The 26,375-nt window shown below is 55.3% G+C and carries 16 protein-coding genes and 2 pseudogenes; 8 read left to right on the top strand and 10 right to left on the bottom strand.

The genetic code is table 11. The features are described 5' to 3' along the window. Positions 1 to 205: 205 nt before the first annotated feature. From galA to IE102_RS17165, 3 genes and pseudogenes are all read right to left on the bottom strand, one after another. Positions 206 to 3,121, bottom strand: a complete 2,916-nt coding sequence (gene galA, locus IE102_RS17175) for a beta-galactosidase GalA (protein WP_229807848.1) — start codon at positions 3,119 to 3,121, stop codon at positions 206 to 208. 460 nt (positions 3,122 to 3,581) lie between these two features. After that, positions 3,582 to 3,833, bottom strand: a pseudogene (locus IE102_RS17940) (carboxymuconolactone decarboxylase family protein); the annotation flags it as partial. A gap of 87 nt (positions 3,834 to 3,920) precedes the next feature. Next, the gene (locus IE102_RS17165) at positions 3,921 to 4,349 is read right to left on the bottom strand and encodes a MerR family transcriptional regulator (protein WP_189489044.1); all 429 of its coding nucleotides are present in this window, start codon (positions 4,347 to 4,349) and stop codon (positions 3,921 to 3,923) included. Positions 4,350 to 4,978: 629 nt separating this feature from the next. On the opposite strand from IE102_RS17165, the gene IE102_RS17935 reads away from it, so the two are divergent. From IE102_RS17935 to IE102_RS17150, 3 genes are all read left to right on the top strand, one after another. Beyond that, the gene (locus IE102_RS17935; RefSeq protein WP_373295619.1) at positions 4,979 to 5,389 is read left to right on the top strand and encodes a GNAT family N-acetyltransferase; all 411 of its coding nucleotides are present in this window, start codon (positions 4,979 to 4,981) and stop codon (positions 5,387 to 5,389) included. A gap of 224 nt (positions 5,390 to 5,613) precedes the next feature. Further along, complete coding sequence (locus IE102_RS17155; RefSeq protein ID WP_229807846.1) at positions 5,614 to 6,483, top strand: transglutaminase-like domain-containing protein; 870 nt, start codon at positions 5,614 to 5,616, stop codon at positions 6,481 to 6,483. A gap of 347 nt (positions 6,484 to 6,830) precedes the next feature. After that, positions 6,831 to 7,712 carry a M61 metallopeptidase family protein gene (locus IE102_RS17150; protein WP_189489042.1) on the top strand — a complete coding sequence of 294 codons (882 nt, stop codon included), beginning with the start codon at positions 6,831 to 6,833 and terminating at the stop codon, positions 7,710 to 7,712. A gap of 244 nt (positions 7,713 to 7,956) precedes the next feature. On the opposite strand, the gene IE102_RS17145 is transcribed toward IE102_RS17150, so the two are convergent. From IE102_RS17145 to IE102_RS17115, 7 genes are all read right to left on the bottom strand, one after another. Further along, complete coding sequence (locus IE102_RS17145) at positions 7,957 to 9,930, bottom strand: glycoside hydrolase family 3 protein (RefSeq protein ID WP_189489040.1); 1,974 nt, start codon at positions 9,928 to 9,930, stop codon at positions 7,957 to 7,959. Positions 9,931 to 10,093: 163 nt separating this feature from the next. Continuing rightward, positions 10,094 to 12,481: a TonB-dependent receptor gene (locus IE102_RS17140; protein ID WP_189489039.1), complete on the bottom strand. Its 2,388-nt coding sequence runs from the start codon at positions 12,479 to 12,481 to the stop codon at positions 10,094 to 10,096. Between the two features lie 71 nt (positions 12,482 to 12,552). Then, entirely contained in the window at positions 12,553 to 13,479 is a 927-nt protein-coding gene (locus IE102_RS17135) for a FecR family protein (protein WP_189489037.1), read from the bottom strand. 3 nt (positions 13,480 to 13,482) lie between these two features. Next, entirely contained in the window at positions 13,483 to 14,082 is a 600-nt protein-coding gene (locus IE102_RS17130; RefSeq protein WP_189489035.1) for an RNA polymerase sigma factor, read from the bottom strand. Between the two features lie 435 nt (positions 14,083 to 14,517). After that, entirely contained in the window at positions 14,518 to 16,965 is a 2,448-nt protein-coding gene (locus IE102_RS17125; RefSeq protein WP_189489033.1) for an ABC transporter permease, read from the bottom strand. Next, on the bottom strand, positions 16,965 to 17,645 hold the full coding sequence (locus IE102_RS17120; protein WP_189489031.1) for an ABC transporter ATP-binding protein: 681 nt from the start codon (positions 17,643 to 17,645) through the stop codon (positions 16,965 to 16,967). Before IE102_RS17120 ends, IE102_RS17125 begins: the two co-directional genes overlap by 1 nt. Continuing rightward, the gene (locus IE102_RS17115) at positions 17,642 to 18,940 is read right to left on the bottom strand and encodes an efflux RND transporter periplasmic adaptor subunit (protein ID WP_229807845.1); all 1,299 of its coding nucleotides are present in this window, start codon (positions 18,938 to 18,940) and stop codon (positions 17,642 to 17,644) included. The genes IE102_RS17120 and IE102_RS17115 overlap by 4 nt, the downstream gene beginning before the upstream one ends. Positions 18,941 to 19,057: 117 nt before the next feature. Here IE102_RS17115 and IE102_RS17110 point away from each other — a divergent pair, with 117 nt between their 5' ends. From IE102_RS17110 to IE102_RS17090, 5 genes and pseudogenes are all read left to right on the top strand, one after another. Further along, positions 19,058 to 19,615, top strand: coding sequence for a response regulator transcription factor (locus tag IE102_RS17110; protein ID WP_189489029.1), 558 nt, complete (start codon positions 19,058 to 19,060; stop codon positions 19,613 to 19,615). After that, complete coding sequence (locus IE102_RS17105) at positions 19,605 to 20,834, top strand: sensor histidine kinase (protein WP_189489028.1); 1,230 nt, start codon at positions 19,605 to 19,607, stop codon at positions 20,832 to 20,834. Before IE102_RS17110 ends, IE102_RS17105 begins: the two co-directional genes overlap by 11 nt. 417 nt (positions 20,835 to 21,251) lie before the next feature. Beyond that, positions 21,252 to 23,201 carry a sensor histidine kinase gene (locus IE102_RS17100; protein ID WP_229807844.1) on the top strand — a complete coding sequence of 650 codons (1,950 nt, stop codon included), beginning with the start codon at positions 21,252 to 21,254 and terminating at the stop codon, positions 23,199 to 23,201. Between the two features lie 18 nt (positions 23,202 to 23,219). Beyond that, positions 23,220 to 25,364: a putative bifunctional diguanylate cyclase/phosphodiesterase gene (locus IE102_RS17095; RefSeq protein WP_189489051.1), complete on the top strand. Its 2,145-nt coding sequence runs from the start codon at positions 23,220 to 23,222 to the stop codon at positions 25,362 to 25,364. A gap of 214 nt (positions 25,365 to 25,578) precedes the next feature. Continuing rightward, a pseudogene (locus IE102_RS17090) lies at positions 25,579 to 26,346 on the top strand (tyrosine-type recombinase/integrase). Positions 26,347 to 26,375 lie beyond the last annotated feature (29 nt).

Below are 26,375 nucleotides of genomic sequence, written 5' to 3'. Positions count from 1 at the left end.
TGGTGTACTGCTGTCACCCATTATCGCATCCGCCGCCATGGCGTTCAGTTCTGTCTCTGTTATCGGCAATAGCCTGAGAATCAGGAGTGTGAAGCTATAAGCTGGCAACGCGAACAGGTGAACGGGTTTGGCAGAGGTGCGCCCCCCGACCTAAACTCTGGCGAAAAGCGGGAACCTAAGCCCCACTCCTACTCTCCGCACGATACTAGACAATGTTGAATGCCGCGGCACTTGACTTCAAGGTCAGTGCTGTGGCTTTCAAGACGGCGCGACCCGGTGCGCCGGTGGATTGAACAATGACCTGCGCCCAGCCGTTGAAGACGCTGCGTTGCCACGGGGCGGCGCTTTGCGTCACCCGCAGTGTGCCCCACTTCGAGCCGCCGACGGAGCGATCCGCTATGCCGGGTATGCCACCCTCTGGCGTCCGCAGCAGATAGGCCAGTGTGTTCACGTCCTTGAAACGCGCGGCTGCCAGTTCAATCTTAAGCGCGCCATCAACGGATTGTGCCGACACCAGATCGCCATTGACGTAGATTTTTTGATCGGGCGAAAGCTGATCGATAAACAGGGCGATCTTATCTCCCGCCGCGATCACCGAGCGGTCAAAACGACCCTGCAGAACGACACCTTTTGTCAACGGGGGCTGAGCTTCGGGCGGCATCCACTGCATAGGGTCCCGCCAGCCCGACGTATCGACCCCATGGCCGACCCATTCCGGGCGTCCTTCAATCACATCCACGGCTAATGAGCGCCACGATCCGACATTTTGATAGGTGTGACGATCAGCCACACAATCGGCTTCGTGGGAATTGGGATCGCCGTTGCCCACGCCCAGAATGCGGATCGGGCCCGTGGTTTCAAAGTACACTCGATCAGACGCCGTCGGCACGATATGTCCCGCCTTGTCCAGGACATTGACCCAAACCACGGAAACATCTTCACCGTCGGCCCGTAAAGTAATCTTATCGGGCGAGAGTCGGGTTTGCGCCGGGACATTGGTCGTTACGACTTCGGCCCGCGCGACCTGTTTGCCGCCCGTGTAGGCGCGCGCTGACAACTTGCCGGGGGCGTAAGCGACCTCCCACTTCAGGTGCGAGTCCTTGACGATGACCTTGCGCCCCAAAGAGCGGCCATTGAGGAACAGTTCCACCGCCTCGGTATTAGAATAAACGCGCACATCCATCGTTTCACCCTCACGTCCGGCCCAGTTCCAGTGGGGCAGGATATGAACCATAGGCTCAAGCGTCCAAACGGATTTCAGATAATAGGCCGTGTCTTTAAGCACGCCGGTCGTGTCGATCATGCCGAACTGAGACGAAATCGCGGGCCACCCAAACGGCGTGGTTTCGCCGCGGTAGTCAAAGCCCGTCCAGATGAACATGCCCGACATCCACGGCCGTTCCTGAACGCGACGCCAGCCTTCTTCGATGCTCAGCGAACTGCCCGGGCGCCCCTGACGATCGTAGGCGTTGAGGTGCGATCTGGCCCGGTCATCAAAATAGATGCCGCGTGTGGTCAGGGTTGAGCCTTCCTCCGACATCATGGCGGGTTTATCAGGATGGGCGCGGTGAAAGGCGTCAACATCATGTTGCGCCCCGTAGTTGAAGCCAATGACATCCGCCCCCAAAGATACGCCTTTGCCGGAATAGCTGGTGGCAACCGTTGTGCGCCGGGTGGGGTCAAGGCGTTTGACAAAGGCCTGCATCTCGATGGCCAGATGCGTGCCCAGGGGATTGCCTTCCAGCGCCCACTCCTCATTGCCCACTGACCAGATGATGACGCTGGGGTGGTTGCGATCCCGGCGAATAAGGCGTTCAAGCTGTCCCTTTATTTCTGGGCTTGTGCCCATCATGCGATGCTCGTCCACCACCAGCATCCCCAGTTGATCCGCCGCCGCCAGCAGTTCAGGGGTCGGCGGGTGGTGCGAGGTGCGATAGGCGTTAACGCCAAAGGATTTGAGCTGATTGAGCCGCCAGGTTTGCAAGCCATCGGGCAGAGCAACGCCCACGCCTGCATGATCCTGATGATTATTGGCGCCCTGAAGCTTTAGGTTCTTACCGTTCAGGAAGAAGCCCTTATCCGGATCGAAGACGATTGTACGGATACCAAAGCGGGTATTGTAGACGTCAACGACGGCACCGTCTTTTACCAGCAACGTGCGCAGGCGGTAGAGGTTGGGCGTTTCCAGAGACCATAGAGCCGCAGTGGTGACCGCAAGCTTTGCGGTGAACAGGCCGGTTTTATGGCCCGCTACGTTAAGGCTTTGCGTCTCCACCTCGGCCACTTTTCGACCGTCAGGGCCATAGACCTCGTGACGCAGTTGGAAGGTTTGATCCGCATCGGCAAGATTGTCGACGGCCACCTCAATATCGAGATAGGCTTGCGCGCCGTTCACCGTCGATTTGACGAACGTGCCCCACTGAGCCACATGAAGGGGCGCGGTCTTGGTCAGCCAGACGTGACGATAGATGCCGGCGCCCTCATAAAACCAGCCCTCTTCACCGGTGGCGTCAACCCGCACCGCGATCAGGTTTTCGCCGTCGAAATTAATGTAGTCAGTGATATCGTAGCGAAAGCCGGAATAGCCGCTGGGCTCGGTGCCCATATAATGGCCGTTCACCCACACGACGCTGTCGCGGTACACACCGTCAAATTCAAGGGATATCCGACGGCCCTTATCAGCGGGCGATACCGTGAAGGCCTTGCGATACCAGCCGACGCTATTTTCAGGGAAGTTACGCCCAATGGCCTTGGAGCCATGGTTGGTGTTGCCGCGCCCATCAAAGGGCAATTCGACCGCCCAGTCGTGCGGCAGATTAACTAGGCGCCAGGCGGCATCGCTGAATTCCCGGCTGGCCGGACCGTCGCCATATCCGGCCTTGGCGAAGAAGAACGCGCGCAGGCCGTGACCAAAATCCTTATTGGCGTCAGTGGCGTGTCCAAGGGCAAAACGCCAGTCCTGATCCAGCCGCTCGCGTGAGCGTATCGCCGGATCGATGTCGTCTGCAAAGCCCGTTGCCAGAAGCGCCTCGCCCGATTGCATCGCCCGGGCCGAACCTGCTAAGATGAGCGGCAGCGCCAAACTGGCACCGCCAGCAAGTAATAATTGCCGTCTATTCATGGTGCGCCTCTGCCTTGTTTTCTTTATTTTATGATCCGAGACATTAAATATATCATTTTTATTTATTCAAGGTGAATTGGCCATATTTAAATGGCCATCATAGGTGTGTAGAAAGCCGGGGCTAAGGCGCATCAGGTTTTCGCGCCCCTAAAGTGCAAGTGTCGCTAAAGGTAAGCGCATACGGGCCTTACACAGTGAAACCCGCACCAAGATCGTCAATATGGAATCCTGGTGTGCTTCGGAAAGGCCCCGCATCATCTTATTTATCGCTGTGTAACCCGCAAAGCCCGTTGGAAGGCGGGCCTGGCTTCGCCCCGCACAACGTAATTAGCCAGGTTTGGAAACTCGTGCGGCATTCCCAGAGATATCCACCTTCGCAAAATAGACACGACCATGAGGTCGCCGACACTGAACGTACCATCCAGCCATTCAGCATCGCCTAGCGCGCTCGACACGTCAGTCAGACGAACCCGCAGCCGCTTCTCGATGACGTGCAGGCTATCTTCGTCCCGTTGAGCGCCGCTGGGAAACCGGCATAAACCGCCATCTGCATGATGATCTCGGTGATTTCGTCCCGTGACAGTCCGACGTTCAGGCCTGCTTCGATATGTACTTTCAGTTGGGGAGCTGCGTTGCCCATGGCCGTCAGCGCTGCGATGGTAGCAATCTCTCGGGCGCGCAGATCGAGTCCGGGGCGACTGTAGATATCTCCGAACGGAAACTCGTCAGATAGGTCGCAAAGTCGGGCGCTATCTCCGCAAGCGAGGCGACGACGTTCTCTCCGGCCTGGCCGTCGATATCAGCGAGCGCGCGCCGCCCACGTTCCAGTCGGCTTTCGCCGGCGTTCTGGTGGTGTTGCGTCATATTCTTTCATCCTCTGTTGTTGACCGGCGTAACCGGCGATCTTGGTGTCGAGGACGAGAAGAGAGGCTTGGAGTTCGGCCGCATGGGTGCGGACGCGCTCACGATGCTGTTCCAGCATTTCGCGCCGCTCCGTCTCCGTACTGACGCCGCGCTCCCGCAGAGCGGCATAACGCAGCATGTCCCGGATCGGCATCCCGGTAGTTCGCAGACGCCCAAGGAATTCTATCCAGATCAGGATTGATGCGTCGAAGTCCCGTTGGCTCGATCGGTCCCTATCCGCATAGGGAAGCAGCCCGATCCGCTCATAGTAGCGGAGGGTATGGGCCGACAATCCCGAACGCTTCGACAGTTCACCAATCTTCATGAGCACCTGTTCTTGTCACGACACATAATGCTAGGGCCGCACGCAATACTATTTTCATGCACCGATCTCCCACTTTATATATTCCATTGTGAAAATCATAATATGAATTCTGATCACTTTCATAGATCGAATGCTATGGATTGATAACTATTGATCAAAAGTGATCACAGCCTTCTGCTGGCGACCTGGTGTCGAGGCTGACGGGCCGGTTGGGTCCATTGGCCACTGATAAGCCGCACTTGCGCAGGAACCAGCCAGGGGCACGCCGGGTCGATGAAGACCGGCGGTTGATCTAGTGCACATGCCTCAAGTGCGGTGGCCACTGGCAGGATCGACCTTACCGCCGTCATCTCATACTGGTGTTAATGACCTCCGAGTGCTTTCTCGCTACCGCAGAGGTCTTGTTCCTGATCGCTGGCCGTTGCCCGAGCGACAGTCCATCGAAGGACGGTACTGCCGCTTGGAGCCGCTCGATCCCAGTATCCATGGCGACGGATTGTTCGATGTCGTATCGGGGCCCGAAGCCGACCGCCTGCATCGCTGGCTGCCGGACCCAGTTCCCGGTTCCCGGCCCGAATTTGACGACTAGCTCGTGTTGAAAGCGGCCTCAATCGACCCGATGTTACGCCGTGATTGACAAAGCTACGGGCCACGTTGAAGGCCGACAGAGCCTCATGGATGTCAGTTCCGCGTATGGCAACGCTGAGATCGGGCACATCTTGTGGGGCCCACGGATTGTCGGCACGCGGGTCGCCACGGAGGTGTTCTTCCTTATGGCGGATTACGTGTTCGGGCTCGGCTACCGCCGCTACCAGTGGCGCTGTAACGCTCGCAACGGGCCCTCGCGACGCGCGGCCGAGCGTTTCGGCTACACATATGAGGGCACGTTCCGCAAGCACATGGTGGTGAAGGGTGAGAACCGGGACACAGCTTGGCACTCCATCCTTGACGAGGAATGGCCCCGTCATCGCGCGGCATATGAGCGTTGGCTTCAACCTGACATGTTCATTTACTTCGGGCTGGCTTGGTCGGATCTCTGATCGACTTCATGCCTAGCGCGAAAACCGTATTGATACGTCCGGTGACGAATTCCACGAACTTTGGGTCACTTTGCCGCCCTATTTGCTGATAATTCTAGCGGCACCAATGATCGAGGCTGACCTTCCAATCTTCTGAATCTAATCGCACCAGCACATTGATTTCTATTATCCACTCCCGCTAAAGATCACATACTCTGAAATCTCGTTATGAAAAACGGCCCCAAATGGCGATATGGTATAAACTCGGCTGCACACTCGAGTATTTTGTTCAAACTCCGACCGTATTTATCTTTAATATTGAAGTTGCGCGCCTTCAGCGCCACCAAGGCTTGGTAGAGCGACTGACCATCACCCCCGACATAGAATTAAATCGTCATACAGCTCCCGACATAAACAACCGCTATTTTAGCGTACATGCACCGGCTGGCCCTTTAACGGTGAAATATGAAGCCGAGGTTTCACTTGAGGTTTTGCGGGCCGACCCAAATACGGTGCCCGAGACACCGGTTGAGCGTCTTCCGCTTGATATCATGCCGTTCCTTCTCCCCTCGCGCTTTGTACCGTCGGATCGCCTAGCCGCATTTGCGCGGCGCGAGTTCGGATATCTGGCCCCTGGCTTTAATCGGATAACGGCGATTTGCAACTGGCTCTACGATAACATTGACTATCAGCGCGGCGCCTCCAACGAGCAAACAACGGCGGATGAAAGCCTTATATTAAGAGCCGGCGTCTGCCGGGATTTTGCACATCTGGGGATCGCTTTTTGCCGGGCGTTGGAGATTCCCGCGCGTTTTGTTAGCTGCTATGCTTATGGTCTTAATCCCAGCGACTTTCATGCCGTTTTTGAAGCCTACCTGGATGGGCGTTGGTGGCTGTTCGATGGTACGCGCCAAGCCAACCTTGATGGGCTAGTTCGCATTGGTGTTGGGCGCGACGCCGCCGAAATTGCTTTCTGTTCACCGTTTGGCGGAAACGTTCAGTACGGTGATGTAACCGTTAGTATGGGCCGCTCCGACGGTTCGCCTGAACTCTTAGGCCGTACGACCGATGCCATATCCACCGAGGAACCGGCGCCAAATGCCGGGGCTGCCTAGCGAAGTCCACTGCACGATTTTCGCGGACATCAACGTTGCCTTTGATGTGATCCAACCTTGAGTTTGCACTGGCGGTTTGTGAAATCGGCGACGCGCCATAAAAGCGCCTCGCGGTGCATGATCTGATGAGCGCCCGTTGCGGGCATCTTGGGGAAACGATTAAATGACATTCGTCGTACCTATTACTTCCAATTTCTAACAAGCAGAGCGTCTACAATTTTAAGGGCTCCTCATCCTTTGCAACTTTAGAGAATTTTTTTCAGGATCGTAGTAACGCGCCCTACACCCTGCTCATGCGCCCCTACGCTCGCCCCCGAGATGGTGGTGGAGCCGCTCGGGGCGGATTTATGTTGGAATTCGGCCAGGGCCGGATGGATGACGCGTCGCGGCAATTGATGTTTACGCACGAAATGATCCATCATTTTATTGGACAACTGAATGGAGATTCTAGTGCAGTCGCCTGGTACGGTGAAGGCTTGGCGGAATTTTATAAGCTTCGCCTGCCGCTAGACGCGGGACTGGTACATGTCCACGATATTGGTCGTGAAATCAATTACATGACCAGCACCTACTATGCGTCGTCTCTTATCGCGACTCCCTACGATGAAATTGCCAAGGCCCGTTGGGATGGAAGTGATGCACAGGGTATCCCTTACTCACGGGGATTTATGTATTTTGCCGATTTGAATGAAAACATCCGCACTAAATCGCAAGGAAAGCGGTCGCTCGATAATCTAGTCCTAGCCATGCTTGAACGAAAGCGTTCGGGACAATCCTATGACGAAACGGCCTGGCGGGCTTTGGTATTAAAAGAGTTGGGGCAGAGTGGAGTTGATAGCCTTGATCAGATGCTTCAGGGACAAATGATCGTGCCTGAGAGCAATGCATTTGGATCGTGTTTTGAGAGACATAGATTAACCCGCAGCAGAACTGATTTAGGAATGTCCGAAGATAGTTTTCTGATGACACCCTACAAGGTAACTCAAATTGTGCCCGGATCGGCCGCGGGTAAAAGCGGTCTACAAAATAATGATGCGATCATATCGTACACAGGCATAAGGGAGCGCATTGCGCACAGCGCCTCCAATGTGGTTGCCGATTCGGTAGTCAATATTGTGGCTCTGCGAGACGGCAAACCGACCTTGTTCAGCTTTTCAACCGAAAGCGCAATGATTACTGAATACATTTGGGCATTGAAGCCGGGATCGCATGATAAATGCGCATTCTAAACCTAGGTGATTGAATCCAAGTAGGCCTGCAGAATTTCTTGTGCTCAGGAATGGGACGACTCAACTTCATTGAGTGGTTGATTTCTAACTTGCCAAGATCTCGGCATGAGCTCATTAGCATTTTCTCGAAAGCGGCCGACGGGCGCCCAGAGGGGACATCTCCGAGTTTCTACGGAGTGAAGCCCCAGAGCGTGTTGATTTCCACCGAGAAGTGACCCACTTGGCGGCATAATTTCCACTGTGGTCATCTATCGCCGTATCTGTAATGCATCTTGTACAATGGCGCCTTACTGTCGGCAGGCCGATCAGGAAATTGCGTGTCGACCGCCTCCATTGAGCTCGGCAACTCAAATGGCAGACTGCCCTCTGCCTTAATTTTCCCTGTTAGCGCATTAAGCAAGGCAAGATCACTGCCGCCAAAATTGGCAATAAGCGCTGACGCCAAAGGCTTGATGTTGGTTAGAATAGCTGGACGATCCAGATACACATCAACGATAACCGGCACATCCTTTGCCAGTTTTTGTATCTCCTGAAAGTCTTCATTGCCGACTTTGAAGTCCAGATCACCTTCGTGCTGAAAGCTTCCGAACATGTAGCCTGTGTGGGTTATCTGATAGGGGGTTGAGGTACGCACAATAGCTACGTCAGCCAGCTTTGGGTCTGAAACCGCTATAAGGCCAGCGGCTTCGATGGCCGCCTGATCCAGGTTTCGTCCATAGACTTTTTGTCCCGCCCTCAACGGAAGGATCGATGATTTGACCTCCAGAACCACCATGGCCCGTGATTGCGCCGCGACGCCCTCACTAAGGTAGGGCTCCACCCCTACCCATTTAGCGGCAACGGCCGGGTCGACGATAGCACTTTCAAACAAGCCGATCTGGAACTTCTGTAGCATGACCCGATACACAGAATCGTCGAGGCGTTTTTCTGTAATCCGACCACTTTTCACCGCCTCGATAACCGGCGCCACCTCCTCGGTGCCTCCGAACTGATCAAGCCCCGCTTCGATCCCAAGCGCAAAACGGTCGAGTTTGCTGAGGTGATCGACGCCCCAAGCTTTTGTCACGGCAAATGGTTCACCAGGTTTTGAGCCTTCTTTACAGGCGGTGTTACAGTCTTCAGTAATCGCAAAGTCCGAAATAACCACTCCGGTAAAACCTTGCTTATGGCGCAGCGCGTCCGTCAGCAGCACTTTTGAAAAGCCCGCGCCAACCTGCTCCACCGGCTTGCCGTCCAGAGTGACGTCTTTAAGGATGGAATAGGTCGGCATGATACCGGCGACTCCGGCATCGAAGACACCTTTGAAGGCCGCGATATGCTTGTCGAGGTCGCCTCCGGGGAAGGCTGCGTAGCGGCCATAATAGTTGTGGCTGTCATAGCCTTTTTCGGCGGGTGAACCATAGCCAACCCAGTGCTTGGCGACAGCAATGACGCTCTCGTTGTTCAGCCCGCTCACCCCGTTCTGAAAGCCCTCAACATAGGCATGGGTCTGAGCCACGACCATTGCTACATCTTCACCAAAGGTTCCATTTACGCGCGGCCAGCGTGGCTCAGTCGATAGATCCGCCTGTGGTGACAACGCCATCTGAATACCCACCGCTCGATATTCCCGGCGCGCGATTTCGGCAAAGCGGCGTGTAAGCTCTGTGTCGCCAATCGCCGCAAAGCCCAAAGTCTCAGGCCATTTGGTGAATCCCTGGCCGGACGCGCTGGCACCGTGGGTCACCTGAAAATGGTGACGCGAGTCGGTCGAGACCGTAACCGGAATACCTAGCCTGGTTTTTTGCGCCAAAAGCTGAAGCGCGTTGTTTTGACGAGCGAATTCTGCGGGGTCAGCCTTCAGCCGTGTCAGAAGGGAATTTACATGCAGGTTTGCGATAAATTCCTCGGCTTGGTTTAGGTCATAGAGGGTACCCGTTCCGTAATCACCATCAAGCGTCGGTGCGGTACCATGCATCATGGCCCCAGCTTTTTCCTCCAGCGTCATGCGGCTAACCAGATCATGTGTGCGATTTTGCGCGGACAGACGCCAGTCCTCGTAAGGCTCCAGAGCTCCACTTCGGTTCAAATCCCGGAATTTCGCACCCTCTACGGTCAGCCATTGCCCGGCATCACCATCCAAAATCGGCTGAACCGCACCAGCTTGAGCAGGCCCCACCTGAACGAACCCGTTCAAGGCCAGCCAACAGACACTTACACTAAGGAAAGAACGCAACATAAATTTCTCCAAAAAAGGGGAGAAAGAGGCGGGGCTGGACCGCCTCTTTCATTTGGCATCGCAATTAATGCCTCTCGATCCGAGCCTGGAAACATCAGGCCTGGATCAGCTTGATAAAAGAAAACCTGCGGGGATATGGAACCGCTGTTTTCTCCCGCGACTGTCACCAGTTCGCGGTCAGACGGACCCCATAGGTACGCGGGGCGCCGAGCTGATAGTAAATGCTGTCATATTCAAGATTTTCGACCGCAACGTTGATCACACGCTCGTTTTCGATATTACGGACATAGGCCTGTAGGGTGTAATGCCCGCCGGACGGCGTATAGCTGAGAGACGCATCCGTCTTGGTGTACGCATCCTGCCGACTAAAGGCATAGTTATAGGACGACAGATACATGGCGCTCTGATAACGGCTTTGAAGGCGCGCCGTCAGATCGCCAGCGGTGAGTGGCCATGTATGCTGGTAGCCACCGGTGATTGTCGTCTTTGGAGCTTGTTGCATCTGGTTGCCCGCCAGATTGTCGTTCCCGCCATTGCCGTCAGAAACGTCAAAACGCGTATATTCGGCATGTAACAGCCCCACCGAAAAATCAAACCGGTCATCGGGTGTGGCCAGCCAGATGCCATCCGCTTCAAGTCCAAACAGTTCCGAGCTACCGGCGTTTGAAACGATTTCGCGTATGATACTTTGCTCTTCCGTGGCGATATTTTGCTTCACCTGTTGGTTTGAGTAGTCATAGTAGAATGCTGTCAGATTGAGCTGAAGCCGACGGTCAAAGAACTGATTTTTTGAGCCTATTTCATAGGCCGTCAGAAATTCCGGATCATAGGTCGAACCGTTGTTGAAACCGCCCGCCTTGTAGCCACGATCGGCCTTGGCATAGACCAAATTCACGGGTGTGCGCTGCCAGTTTAACCCCAGGTGCCAGGTTGTCGCGATTGAGCTTTCCTGACTATCTTCGGGAATACCAAACCCATAAAAGCTCAGGGAACCAATACGGCTTTTTTCATCTTCAGTGTATCGTATGCCGGCCTCTGCCGTTACGGTGGGTGTCAGCCTATAGCTGCCCTGTGCGAACACGGCTTTGGATTCAGCCACAATTTCCGGGAAGTCAAATACACCCCAGTTAAACGGGACATCACCTGTATAGGTCTGAAGATAAGTACGCAGGGCATTGTCTTCCTTAAAATAGAATGCCCCCGCCTGCCATTTGAACGCGCCGTCTCCGTTAGAGCTCAAGCGTAGTTCATGATTGATGGTCTTCGGCGCCTCATTTTGCTGAAACCCTTCAAAATACCCTTCGGTGGCATCCAGTTCCCCCAGGCGGTGGAAGGTCATTTTGCTTGATCCGCCAAGATAGGTCAGCGTGACCGGATCAAAGCTATAGGCGACATTCCATTTATAGGTGTTGACCGAAACATTGGTATAACCGGCCAGATCAGAATAGATCTCAGTATCCGCATCAGGGATGCCCGGCTTGCTCCGCGTGGGATTGCCCGCACCATCCGTCGGCATAGGCACGCCTACACCTTGCGACCCAACTCCGGTTTGTTTAAGAAAGTCAGCCGTGAGCAGAATAGTCAGACGGTCCGTGGGTTCGATCAAAAGATGCGCCCGCAAGGCTTCGCTATCCTCATCATCCGCATCCGGCACAGGGGTACGTTTCAGATAGCCGTCATGTGAGCGTACCGCCCCGGACACGCGCAGGCTGGCGATGCTGGACAAAGGCACATTGATCATGCCTTCAAAGTTTTGCGTATTGAAATTACCTATGTCGGCCATAGCACTGGCCCCGAAGGTGTAGGTTGGCTTTTTGCTAATAATATTGATGGCGCCACCGGTCGCATTGCGCCCATAGAGCGTGCCCTGCGGTCCGCGTAAGGCTTCTATACGTTCCAGATCGAACATCGTCGCATTCAGCCCGACGGGGCGCTGCACGTAGAACCCATCTACGCTGACAGCGACCGCCGGATCCCCCACCTCTGAGTCGTCGCGGCTGGCTACGCCACGGATCGTTATGACCGAGGCGGCCTGATTCTGTGAAAATTGGATACTTGGTGAAACGTTCGCCAGGTCCTGCAGGCTGGCCACACCATTGCGTTTCAAGGCATTGGCATCGAATACGTCCATGGCTATGGCCGTGCGCTGAGCGGCACTGGAGCGCTTCTCAGCCGTGACTATGACTTCCTCAATTACGGTGGGCTCAGTTGCCGCATCGATGCTGGCCGTGGCTTTTGAAAGTACAAACGCACCGCTTTCATCTTTGGTCAGCGTAAGGTTAGCGCCAGACAGAAGCTGACGAAGGGCAACATCTGGCTCCATTGTGCCTTTTACACCTGGTGAGTTTCTGGATTTTACATCTTCGACGCGATAAATAAGCGAGACGCCTGACTGAGCGATAAACCCGTCAAGAGCCGCCTTAAGATCTCCGGCAGGCACATTAAAGGTACGTGGTTGAGCCAGTACGCTGCCCGCAAAGGCAACCGCCAGAAGGCTGGTGGCCACACCTGTCATCAGACGCCGATAAAACTGGCGATTTAGCGTTTTCATATCTTATCCCCTATTCGGCCGTCATCAGCCTCACAGAACTAGGACAAGACACAACGTAAAACCCTTAACACCTATTCCGAAATTTTTATTCCGTCCTCGGAACTTTCTACGGTCAGACCAAACCCCTTGTTCAGTAAACGCGCAAAACCCTCGACATTCTGACTTTCAAAACTACCGCCAATCCGTGTCGAGGCTACCGATCCGGATATGATGAGTTTCTTCTGATTATAACGATTAAACTCAGCCGCCGCATCGGCAAGCGTCACCTGGTCAAATATCAACCGCCCCTGACGCCAGCCCATATCGTCTTCGACGCGCTTTGGCGACCTTGGCAGCAACAGGGTCGATGCACCTTCGGCCATTAAACTATCGCCGCGCATCAAAACGGTCGCCCCCGCAGATTTATCCGCTGGTTCGACCCGGACCCTGCCCTCACTAACGGCCACTTCGACACGGTCGCCGTCCCGGCGCACTGAAAACTTTGTGCCCAGCACGGTTATGCGCCGAGATCCAGCCACGATTACGAACGGATGAGCCGGATCATGAGCCACATCGAAATAGGCTTCACCCGCTTCCAGCCATACGGTCCGCGAGGTTCTCGACACCTTAGCTCTAATATCTGTCGCCGTATTAAGGTCTATCCGGGTACCGTCCGCAAGAACCTCTGGGCGGACCTCACCAATCGGTGTTCTGAACTCTTGTGGGGCTGGCGAAATCGTTCTCAGGCTCATCCAGCCGCCGGTTAGGGCTACGACACTGATGCCGGCCGCCACCGCCCACGTCACCCATGCCTTTTGTGGTTTGGGTCGTGTTTCCAATATGCGCATCTGGCTGGCGCGGTCCCACCCGTACTCTAATCGCCAGAAGGTAATTTTATGTTCTGGATTTTCTTCGAGCCAGGCGTCAAGGCGCACCTGATCGGGCGTCGACCAGCCAGGCTGTTCGCGCCTTAGCAGCCAGCCGGCCGCCTCATCTTCGATCGTCTCGCGTTCAGTCATCGCCTACCTCTTGGCGCTGCGTCCCGTCTTTTTTACGGGCCGCTTAATCTTGCCAGATCCCCCGAGCATGAAATCGACCAGTGCACGCATACCATGTACCATTTGCTGTTCTACTGTATCTAAACTAACCTTGAGCTTATCTGCCACTTCACGTGTCGTAAGCCCTTCAATTTTTCTCAAGCGTACAACCTGCTGACAGCGCGGCGGCAAATTACTGAGACCTGCATGCAATCTTCGGACTTCATCCCGCGCCAGCAAGGTGCGGTCCGGTGTTATATTATCAGCTAAGACAATCGAAGCCTCTAAATCCGCTACATGCTCGAATGAAATAATTTTAGATCGTTTCACACAGTTGATCAGGTGGTTGCGCGCAACGGTAAAAACAAAGGCTTTAGTATTTAAGATGATTTCACCATTTCGGGCGCTAGCATACAGTTTCAAGTAAACCTCCTGCCGCAGATCAGCGATGTCCCCCTCGTTACGCCAGTTCCGGCGTAGATATCGCATCAGGGAGGGCTCCAGCGGCAGAACCTCAGATGCGAACCACTGCTTTATGGCGGTATCGTCATGGTGTTCTACAAAATGTCCGGACCGCCGCGCCATCGCAACCTCACCTTGACCACTGTGTCAGGCTAACAGTGCTGAGTATGGCCGGCTTGTTGAATTACGCCCATAAAGTTGCACTTAAGTAGTATAGGATCTAACGAATATCATAAAACATCACTTGGCGCCCCTTTCGGAAATAGATGCTGACGCTACAATGTATACCTGGCAGCGGACAAATGTGAGTGATTTTTGAGATTTACCTGCGGTTCGCATTCTGAACTAGGGCGTAAATGCCGGTACGGCAGCTACGGCAAATCCGTGCGTCCATGCCGCCTCTCCCTGCCCCCGTTGAGCGAGAGCAATCGACAGTGCGCAACCTTGCGGCATTAATCTTACGCCCTGCGTGCCAAGCGCCGAACGTTACCAGGCAGGTTCAATTCGCCCCGCTATACAACGTCACCGGTAATATCTTCCGGCGCCGCGGACACCACGCTATTCGTGCCTTAGAGCTTTCCCCGGTTCCGTCGAGGCGCTGGCCAGAGCCAGCCCGCCGACAGTGCCCAGCGCAATCACAAGAGCTGCCCCCACTGCCAGAACAAAGAACCACGGGCTGATTGCGATGGCATCGTCAAACTGTGACAACCACTGCCTGAGCGCCAGCCATGCCAGGGGCAAGGCCAGAACACTGGCAATGATGACCGGTCTCAAAAACTGTCCGATTAGCAGCCTGACAACCTTGTCTCGCGAGGCTCCCAGCACTTTGCGCAAGCCTATTTCGCGCACCCGGCGCGACGTATTAAACGCCGCCATACCATAAAGACCGATGCAACCGATCAGGGCCGCAATTCCCGCACCGATGCTGAACAGGTTGGAGCGATCGCGCTCCGGCTTATAGTACTTATCGAGATTGGCGGTTGTGGAGATGATCTCGAACGGTACATCAGGCGCGACCCGGCGCCAGACCTGTTGCAGTTTTGCGCGCATTTGAGGCTCAGATAAGCCCTGATAGCGCACAAATATGACGGGGCTGTTCTGCGGATTGGCATCGAACAAGTAGAGCTTGGCCGGAATTTCCGACGCCGGATGATAAAAGCGCATATCCTCAACCACTCCGACTATTCTGACCTGACGGTTGGCGAAACGTGCGGTCTGACCGATAGCGGCCTGCGGTGAGGGGTAGCCCATGCGTCGCACGGTCAGGCGGCTGATGATGACATTGGTTACGTCTGCCGCTTCCCGACCGTCGGCATCGTCACGCCACATCTGGTCACCGCCATAGCGCACATCAAACAGGCGCCCGGCGACAAGGCGTGTGCCCATAAGCTGAAAATAGTCAGGCCCCACAACCGACCAGTTAACGGTGGGTGACACGGTAGCGCTGTCGGCCTGTCCGGGACGGACAATATTGCTGTTGCTGACCGATTCCTGATCGGCGGGAATAGCGTTGCCAATACTGGCCAGCTTAACCTGCGGCAGGGCTTTGATCGCCGTAAGATAGGCCGCACGCTGCCCGTTTGAAATCAATGGGTCACGGGCAGAGGTAATCAGCAGAAGACCCTCCCGTTTAAAGCCAAGATCGGCCTTTTGCATATGGTCTATCTGGCGCATGAAGCCAATCATCAGAACGAAGGCGATGACGACTGTCGCAAACTGCATGACCACCAGCGCCTCGCGTAACCGAACCCCGACGTGGCCCCCGGCAGGGGTACGGCTGGAGGCCAGAACCTGCGCCGGTTTAAATGCCGATAGCGCAAAGGCCGGATATATCGCGGCAATCAAACCTGCCACCATGACGAGGCTCAGTATGCCGCCCAACCACAAGCCCTCGCTACGATAATCCAGACGCAGATTAAGGCCACCCACAGCATTGATCAAAGGCAGGCTCAGTTCCACCAGCGACAGACCTATTAGAAAGGCCAGCAGCAGGGTCAGAGCCGCTTCGCCCTGAAACTGCCGCCGTAGTGCTCCAGGGTTGGCCCCAAGCGTCTTGCGCACCGCCACCTCACGCGCCCGCAGTCCGGCCCGTGCCGTGGCCAGGTTGACATAGTTTATAAGCGCCAGAACCAGCGCCACAACGCCAACCATCCCGAGTGAGACGATCGCGGCTTTTTGCTGTGGATCAATCAGATGTACATCAGCTAGCGGCACGAGATGCAGCGCCAAAACGTCGCTGCCCTTCGCATCACTTCCGAAGCGGTCGCCGACCTGACGATTGACGAAAGCGGGAAACTGCGCCTGAAGTGTCGCTGCCTGTTTCGGATCGCGAAACTTGAAATAGGTCAGTAGCTGGATCGATCCCCATTCGTGCCAGTTTTCCTCGGCGCTCATGCGTTGGGGCGTCAGCAGACGTGCAAAGTCGAGTCTACTGTCGGTATTCTTTGGCAAATTACGCATAACCGCGCTGACTGTGTATGCTTTGCGACCTTCGGTGTCGCTTAAGGTGATGGTTTTGCCCACGGCATCCGTCGTTCCAAAATACTTGCGCGCCTTATCTTCGGACAGCGCTATGCTGTTAGGTGTATTAAGAGCCGTGGCCGCATCGCCGTGCAACATAGGCACTTTGAAGAAACTCAGATAATTGGCGTCAACCAGTTCGATCTGTTCGGCATAAACCTCCGCGCCCTTATGAACCGTGACGGGATTGCTCCAGTCCCTAACGCCCTCCAGATGCGGATATGCGGCCTTCATTTCTTCGAGTAAACCGCCCATCGAGCCGATGAAGATATCGTCAGGCATTCCCGGAAAAAAATACTGCCCACCGATGACGTGAATTTTATCTCGCTCAGGGCTCCAGGTCTCATAGCTGGTTTCAAACCGATAAAGCAGGCTGAGCGCGATAAAAACCGCGATGCCAAAGCTGAGGCCCAGAAGATTTAGCATCGCATAGAGCGGGTGACGTGTGAATGAGCGGTAAAAGGCGATGAATGTTGAGCGTCCCATTATAGCACCCGCGCAACGGACGTAACGAGTTGTCCATCAAGGATATCAATGCGGCGCGTGGCCTGATCAGCATGGCTGGGTGAGTGCGTGACCATGATGATTGTTGCACCGGCTGCGTTCAGGCCGTGCAGAATATCCATGACCTGTGCCCCATTTTCGGTATCGAGGTTGCCCGTCGGCTCATCCGCCAGAATGAGGTCTGGTTCACCGACAATGGCCCTGGCAATGGCTGCCCGCTGCTGCTGACCGCCGGAAAGCTGGTGCGGAAAATGCCGGGCGCGATGGCCGATGGCCACGCGATCCATAGCCGCCTCGATCACCTGTCGACGAGATCCCTTTTGGCCTGATCGGTATAGGAGGCCGAGTTCAATATTTTCATAAATGGTCAGATCGTCGATCAGGTTGAAGCTCTGAAAGATAAAGCCCAGATGCTGCGCGCGATGCTTGGCCAGTCCCGTCTCCGGCAATTGCGCAAGATCAACCCCGTCAAAAAGATACTGGCCTGAGGTCGGCCGATCTATGGTGCCCAGAGTGTTGAGGAGGGTCGATTTCCCACACCCTGAGGGCCCCATAATGGCAACGAATTCGCCACGCCCAATCGTCAGGTTGATATCATGAAGCGCCGTCGTTTCGATCTCATCGGAGCGGTAAAGGCGACTAATATTTTTCAGTTCAATCATTCGGAGTTGCCCTTGAGTGCAAGATGTTCAGCTTTTTGATAATTTTGTGCGCCGCCCGTAACGATGCGCTCACCGGCTTTCAGGCCGCTAAGAATTTCGGCCTGTTCCGGATTACGGCGACCGACCGTGACGGAGCGCCGTGTCGCCTTATCGCCTTTGGTGTTCAGCACAAATACCGACGCGCCGCCGGTGTCGTTGAGCCAGCTCCCTGCCGGTGCGAGCGTTGCCACCTCGGTCTGCCCCAGAGACAGGCGGGTATCAACGGTTTCGCCGCGTTTAAGATCGGCGGGCGGGTTAGTCACAAACTCCAGTTCGACGACCACCCGACCATTGCTCACCTGCGGAAACACTTTGGACAGCCGGACAGAGACCGGCTGATTATGTATTGACGCCTGAGCCTGCAGGCCGCTTGACAGACGCGAGAGATAAAACTCATCGACCTCAGCACGCAGTTTATAGGCGCCCTCAGAATCGACCTGCCCCATCGTATCCCCGACTTTCACCGCCTGACCGGGCTTGAGGCTGAATGCCGTCAGCCGGCCTTGCGTTGGTGCCGTGAGGATGAGCGCGCTCAGGCCGCCACGGACCTCGCCTAAATTACGACGCAGGTCGTCGGCATTGCGTTGAATTTGCTGGCGTTGTGAGGCGTAGAACTGCGCATCAGTGACGTGCGCTGACTTAAGGGCGGTAAGTCTTTGCTGCAAATAGGTGACTTCGTCGCTATACGGTTTAACCGTCGCCTCACTGATAATATCACGGGCGCGCAAGGTCTCGCGCTTCTGCAATTCCTGCTTGGCCTTGTTCAGCGCGTAGGTTGTGTCAGCCAAAGCCTGCTCACGATTTTCTTGCGCCGTTTTAAGACTCATTAGCTGATTATTGTTGTCGCTCAATCGCGCGGAAATATCGGCTTCACGCGCCGAAACCTCCAGTGTCAGGGACGGATTGGCCAGATAAGCCAGGGCCTGCCCCGGCAGCACGGTATCACCATCTGACACGGCAATGGATTCGACACGACCTGATGTTTCGGCCGTAATATAGGTGGTTTCCAGCGGGACGACTTCGGCCCGCAAAGGGACATAGTCCTGATAAGGTGCGCGCATCACCTCACCGATATCGAGCGTGGCTATGTCGACATTGACGGTATTTGCCGCAGGCATCAGGGCAAAGAGGCTTGCGGTGACCACGGCGACGATGAAAACCGCGCCACAAATCTGATATGGCACCCGGCGATACCATTTGCGCGTGACGCGACGATCCATGGCGGGGGCGGATGAGTGAGAGGGAGTGCTGGTCATATTAGTAGAATAACACCCTCTCATCAATACACATAAATAGTTCATTTTATTTGACTTTTACAGGAATTAAGGCCAAAATCCACGTCTCACCAAGCCTCAAAGTGTCCGAAATCGAACATGCCCTCCGATCCCTTAATCGCCCTGTTTCTCGACGATGATGCCGATATTCTCAGTTCGGCTGAGCTTATATTGACGCGGCAGGGATTTACCTTTTTAGGTGCTCAGACGCTGGATGAGGCGCGCGCTTTACTGAGCACCAACGCCATCGATGCGCTCTTGCTGGACCTGAACTTCCGGCGCGGAGACACGTCGGGTGAAGCGGGGCTCGACTTTTTGCGCGAATGTCTGGTCAGGACTCCCGATCTGGCCGTCGTCATCGTGACAGGACATTCCGGCATGAGCATTGCCATTCAGGCTATGCGGATGGGCGCTCAGGATTTCGTCGTTAAGCCCTGGAATAACGACCGGTTTTTGGCCTCAATCCGGGCAGCCATCGACACGCCGCGCCGTGTGCCTACCAATACTCCCCCAAAGGATCTCAATCTGGAACGCTCCGAGCGCGACTTAATCCAAGCCGCACTGGGGCGGCATCAGTTTAATATCTCGGCGGCAGCCAAAGACCTCGGCCTGACCCGGGCGGCGCTTTACCGGCGTATGGAAAAGCATGGACTATAGACGTCTCCTTTTTGTGCTTGGGGCTCAGGTCGGCATCTTTGCCTTCGGGGCTTTAGGCTGGATGGCCCTGACCCGCAGTCTGTTCGCCAGTGCCCTGTTGTGCGGACTTGCCGCTTTGGCGCTGGTGGCACTCAGTCTGAACACCCTATCCCTGCGTCAAGTTCGGGAGCGTATAGGGCGGTTGGCACCGGGCACTACCTTTACCGCGGAACTAAGTCGCCGCAGGCTACAATTACTGCTTGATGAGACCCCCTCACCATTGCTGTTGCAAACCGGTGAACAGGTCATCGCGGTCAACCGTGCGGCGCGCCGACTGTTCGATGTGGCCTACACCCTACCCGTCGCCAGCCGCAAGGCGCTTCTGGACAAGAACGAAAACCTAGCAGCCGTTGGCCATCAGCTTCGCTGGAAAGGGGCGACCTATGCCGTGCACCGTGCTGAAATGACTGAGGCTGATCGTACGTCGTTTCTGGCAGTTCTCACCGATATATCTGCCGATGTGCGCGCGGCCGAAGCCACAGCCCTTCGTGATCTTTTGCGGGTGCTGAATCATGAACTGATGAACGCCCTGACCCCTGTGGCATCCATGAGCAAAAGTGCCCTCGACCTGCTGGGCGATGACACAGAGGCGTCACGGTCGGCAGCCATACGGGCAATTGAGCGGGTCGTGGCGCGCATAGAGGGTTTGCACAATTTTATTAATGCCTACAGAGCGTTGACATACCTGCCGCGACCCGTGGCGCGCGCCGTCAATCTGGCAGAATGGCTGGATGTCCTGCGCGAAAGCTTTACGGGACAATGGGCTGATAAAGGTGTTGTGCTGGACTGTGACGATCCGCCCGCCATACCCGTCCTTATGGACGAGGATCAGATGTGGCTTTGCGCCGGAAATCTGCTCAATAACGCCGCTCAGGCCGCGCTGGAGGGAACGAGCCCGACCGTGCGCCTCACGGTGAGGGAACTTGACGACACGGTTTGCCTACGTATCGAGGATTCGGGCAAGGGCATTCCTGCGAGCGAGGTCGATCAGGTATTTTTGCCCTTTTACACTACCAAGGCAACTGGCACCGGGGTCGGCCTCAGTCTGGCCCGACAGATTATGCAGGGTCACGGCAGCGAACTGGCCCTCAAAGCTCCAGAGCCCGGCGACCTCAGCCGCCTGAGTGGCGCCTGCTTTGAACTTTCACTCAAGCGCGCAGATATGTACCGGCAAGACTGACCGAGCGTTCACACGCAAATCAAATGATCTCGTGTTGTATGGCCAATTCGGTAAATTACCGAGATTCACGCCCGGATAAGGTACCGCCCAATGCGGTCATGTTAGCGCCTGTCAAAACGCAATCCTGAAAGCGGACGTCGGCGATCCCATGCCATTAATGACTAAGTAAAATTTTAAATTTGAAGACATTTTTTATATCCATAAAACACAGTAAGAGTTCGCTTCATTCGTGTAATGGACGTTCAATGAATCCTGATCAGATTACAAATTAATATCATTCTCAAATAATGGACGACATTTTGCGGATTTAAAATTAATCCCAAACACAAACGGCTTAATAACCATTCTGGTGTATTATTCTATACTTTCACCTGTGAAAATGCGGTGAGTATTGACCAATACAGGTATAGTTAAACCGTGAGCAATCGCAAAAACATCCCGCTTACAGTGTTACCACGGTCTGACGGACGGGCCCGCGATCAGTTCAGCGACCTGGCGATGTCGACGGTAGCCGGGTCGTTCCGAAAGACTGGCAATGTCAATCGCAAAACCTGGATGAGCTTCTCAAACCTGAAGCTCGAAGCCGCGGTATTTTTGCTTATCGCCCTAACCTTCGCTGCCGTCTTAGGCCAGGAAGGCATTACCCGTCAGGAAACCGATCTGGCAGCACGTAGCGGTCTGTATTACCCTTTTACCTACGGAGATCAGGACGAAGGTGGACGCTCCACCATCAGCCACGCTCCATCAAAGCCCCTCAAATGGTCGTGTGATCTGCGCCCGGGCGCTCAATACGCCTATTGCGGTTACGGTCTGCAACTGGATGCCAGCGGCCAGAATACCGGCGTCGACTTTTCTAAGTACAGCGACATTAAGGTCAAGGTCACCTACAAAGGCGTGGGTGATCACATGCGGCTACTGGTACAGTCGGCCGTCCCGGCGTCGTTAAGTGCGCGTGTGAATGGCGCCACCACCATCCCTATGGTCACCGAGTTTGTTGTGGCTCAGGGAGAGAATACGATCCATATCCGACAGGACCAGTTTGCCGTGGAAGAATGGTGGCTCGCGAGTCACAAGCTTGCCCGTGATGAGGTCCCGGTAAACTTCGAGCGTGTGGTATCGGTCGCATTCAGTTCCGGCAGCACCACGCCTTATGGCCAGTTCAACGTCTCCGTAAGTAGCTTTTCATTCAAAGGGACATCGGTATCATCGGCCCATTGGTACCTGATTATTCTGGGTGTCTGGCTGGTTCTGACCGGCGGATTTCTGGTGTTCCGGTTCCTGGGTATGCGCAGAGCCTACGAAGCCCGCCAGCGTTGGCAGGCCGAAGAAAGCGAGGCCTTATCCAAGGCGCGCGCGGCCGCCGAAGCGTCCAGCGCCGCTAAATCGCAGTTTCTGGCCAATATGAGCCATGAGTTGCGCACGCCCCTAAACGCCATTCTGGGCTACACGCAATTACTGCAAAATGACACCCTGACGACGTCTCAGATCGCGGCGATCAACACGATCCACCACAGCGGTGAGCATCTGCTGGCCATGATCACCGATATCCTCGACCTGTCCAAGGTTGAAGCCGGTCGGCTGGAGCTAATTGCGGCACGGTTCGACCTGCACGCCTGCGTCGTCAATGTCAGCCAGATGATCCGCCTGCGCGCCGAAGAAAAAGGTCTGCGGTTTGTGACAACTATCGGCCACGATGTGCCACGATATATTGAAACGGATCAGAAACGCATCCGCCAGGTGCTGATTAACCTGCTGGGTAATGCTGTGAAGTTTACCTCAGAAGGCGAGATAAGCGTTAGCGTCTCAACCGTGTGGACGCATGCGCATCAAACCCGGCTGCGCTTTGACATTACCGATACCGGCGTCGGCATCCGTGATGACCAGTTAGCGCAGATTTTCAGACCCTTTGAACAGGCGGGTAACGCCATTGACCGCAGTTGCGGTACCGGTCTGGGCCTCAGCATCACCCATCAGATCGTGCAGATGATGGGCGGAGATGTGACGGTTGAAAGTACGCTGGGCTACGGCAGCCGTTTTCGTGTCGAAGCGACCTTTGATCTGGCCGCCGATGACACCATAAGCCTTGGCTTTGACGGTGCAGAACCATCTCCGCACTCAGGCGACCTGCCCCCGACAGAGACCGCACCGACCCTGCTGGCCCCGGAAGGCGCGCAGATGGCGCGGCTGCTGGTACTGGCACGCGCGGGAAATCTGCGCGCCATACGTAAGGAAATTCCGTCAATTGTGGCGTTGGGTGAGCCGTATCATCCGTTTGCAGCCCGGCTGGATTCTTTGGCGGCCAGCTACCAATCCCCGGCCGTCTTACGGCTGATTGAGCAGTATGCTCAGGAAAGGGCAGCCGCATAAGGGCTGTTTGTGAAGATTATGCGCAACCCGACCATTCTGGTTATCGACGACAATCCCCTGAATATCGGCGTCATCGTCGATCATCTGGAAGTCCAGAACTATGATGTGCTTGTGGCTCTGGGCGGGCTGGAAGCGCTTGAGCGCGTCCGCTATGTCACCCCTGACCTGATCCTGCTGGATGTTATGATGCCGGATCTGGATGGGTTTGAGACCTGCCGGCGGCTGAAACAACAGCCGAGTACTCGCGACGTGCCGGTGATTTTCATGACCGCTCTGACTGACCTTGACAGTAAGATTGCCGCCTTCAACGCCGGCGGCGTCGATTATGTCACCAAGCCGTTCCAGATCACCGAACTGCTGGCGCGGGTGCGCACTCATCTGGCCCTGCATCAAACGCAGTCCGAACTGAAAGACGAAGTGCGCGCACGGCAGACGATAGAGGTGTCACTGCGCGAGTCTGAACTGCGTCATCGCCGCCTGTTTGAAACCGCCGGTGACGGCATACTGGTGTTCGACAGCGCTACAGGCCTGATCAACGACGTCAACACCCGGTATACCGACATCCTCGGTGGCAGCGCCGATGACCTTCGCGGCCGTAAGGCTGCCGACGTTCTGAACGGCTACACTCATGGTATGGGTACGGCTATTGTCGATGCTTTGAGCACCCAGACTGAAGCCCGCTGGGATGACTGGTCATGGCAACGCCCAGATGGCACAGATGTTAGCGTCGAAATCGTTGGCGCGACCTATCACGCCGGTGACCGCCTCCTGGCTCAGTGCAGCTTTCGTGATATCCGCGCCCGCAAAGAGGCCGAGGCCCGTGTGCGGTATCTGGCTCTGCACGATTCCCTTACCGGCCTGCCTAACCGCACCCTGCTGATGGACCGTTTGGGGCAGTCGATGGCCCATGTCCGCCGCCATCAGGGTCAGGTGGCGTTGCTTTTGCTTGACCTCGATCACTTCAAACACATCAATGACAGTCTGGGGCATCTTGTCGGGGACGGGTTGCTCGAAGAGGTGGCCAAACGACTGCGCAGCGTTCTGCGCGAGTCAGATACACCGGCCCGTCTGGGCGGCGACGAATTTGTCATTGCGGCCAGCGGCATAAGCTGTGCGGCCGACGCAGAAGGACTGGCTGAAAGGGTGCTGGATTGCTTCCGGCCCGTCGCCCATGTCCTTGGTCATAACCTCAGGATCAACGCCAGTATCGGTATCAGTCTTTATCCCGGTGACGGCGATACGCCGGTCGCCCTGCTCCAGGCCGCTGACACGGCCATGTATCAGGCCAAAAAGAAAGGCCGCGGTCAGTACCGCCTGTTCAGCCATGATCTGAGTATGGCGGCCGACCGCTGGCATACCCTGTCCAGCGATTTACACGGCGCGTGCGAGCGCGGCGAATTTGTCCTGCATTATCAGCCGCAGTTTTCACTCGACAAATCGACCATAACCGGCCTTGAAGCGCTATTGCGCTGGCAGCACCCGACCGAGGGTATGATCGAGCCAGGTTTGTTCATCCCCTTACTCGAAGAGCATGGCCAGATGGTCGAGGTCGGACGCTGGGTTCTGCGCACGGCCTGCCTTCAAAATGCTGCCTGGCAAGCGCAAGGCCTCCGTAAAGTTCGCGTGGCGGTTAATCTGTCGGCTCAGCAGTTTTATCGTTGTGATATTGTTGGTGCCGTGAACGAAGCACTTTCAGAGAGCGGTTTAAGCCCACAATGGCTGGAGCTTGAACTCACTGAAAGCCTTACCTTGGATGATAACGAGGCCGTCTTAAAGACCATGAAAGATCTTAAGGCCTTGGGCGTGCAACTGTCGCTTGATGATTTTGGCACGGGCTGGTCGTCTTTGAGCTATCTGAAGCGCTTCCCGCTTGACCGCATTAAGATCGACCGGTCGTTCGTGCGCGACATTGTCAATGACGCGAGTACGGCCGCAATCGTCCATAGTATACTGGATCTGGCCCGCCAGCTTGGGCTTGATTGCGTGGCCGAAGGTGTCGAAACAGTCGATCAACTTGACCATTTGCGCCACGAACAGTGCGCTGAAATCCAGGGCTTCCTGCTGAGCAAGGCTATACACCCTGACGGTATCGCCAACCTGCTGATGTCAAATGCTCAACCCGGCAGGGAAGAAAACTCAACAAATGTTCGCCGCCGCGCCTGATAAATAAGTAATCGGCGACAGCCAAAAAGGTCAACGACACGTTCGGCTCCTCGGCGCCCATTCCGGACATTGCACCCAACTACGTGTGAGCACCCCATAAGCGGACAATTCTACGTCACACGCTTATTCTTTGCCGTCCGCATGGCTTTAATCCGTGCTACACTAGCGGTATGCATAAGCGAGTTGCGGTGGGAGGGCCGGCGGTGAATCCGCCATGTCCGAAGATACACTTTATGCCCGCACCCAGCCATGGAATAAGGGCTTATTTATTGGTCAGAAAAAGCCACTTCAGCCTAAGCACGTGTGGTCAATTCGCGTAAGACTCGAACTTCGCAAGTCACCAAGAGACCTTGCCCTTTTCAATCTAGCTATCGACAGCAAACTCAGAGCTTGTGACCTAGTTCGCCTGCGCGTGAATGATCTCTGTCAAGCTGGGAAGGTTCATGACCGAGCTACCGTTATCCAGCAGAAGACCGGCAAGCCTGTGAAATTTGAGGTCACTGAACACACGCGATTGTCGATAGAGCGGCTACTTGAACAACTGCCTTCCGGTGGTTCAGGATACCTTTTCCTAGGCCGGTCAAAACAGCGGCCTCATATTTCCACACGGCAGTACTCTCGCATCGTTCATGCCTGGGCCGAGAGCATCGGTTTGGAGACGGCTATGTATTGAACCCATACTATGCGTCGAACGAAAGCGTCCCAGCTATATAGAAAAACCGGCAATTTGCGAGCCGTACAACTCCTCCTGGGTCATACCAAGCTGGAAAGCACGGTGAGGTATCTGGGTATCGAAGTTGATGACGCTTTAGAAATGGCCGAGCAGATTGACTTATGGACACCGGCAGGATGTCCGGCTATCCAAGGCTGTCGGAATCCTTGGATAGCCGCGCAGGCGTGTTGCAAACTGTTGCATCAGCGCAAAGCAACCATACGCCTCGCTATGCAACACCTTACCGTCTTCTTCACATCAAAGACATGAGTAAGGCTGGCGTCCGGTAATATCTCACT

The organism is Asticcacaulis endophyticus (genome assembly GCF_014652575.1).
GTDB lineage: Bacteria > Pseudomonadota > Alphaproteobacteria > Caulobacterales > Caulobacteraceae > Asticcacaulis > Asticcacaulis endophyticus.
This window is presented reverse-complemented; position numbering and strand designations above follow the sequence as displayed.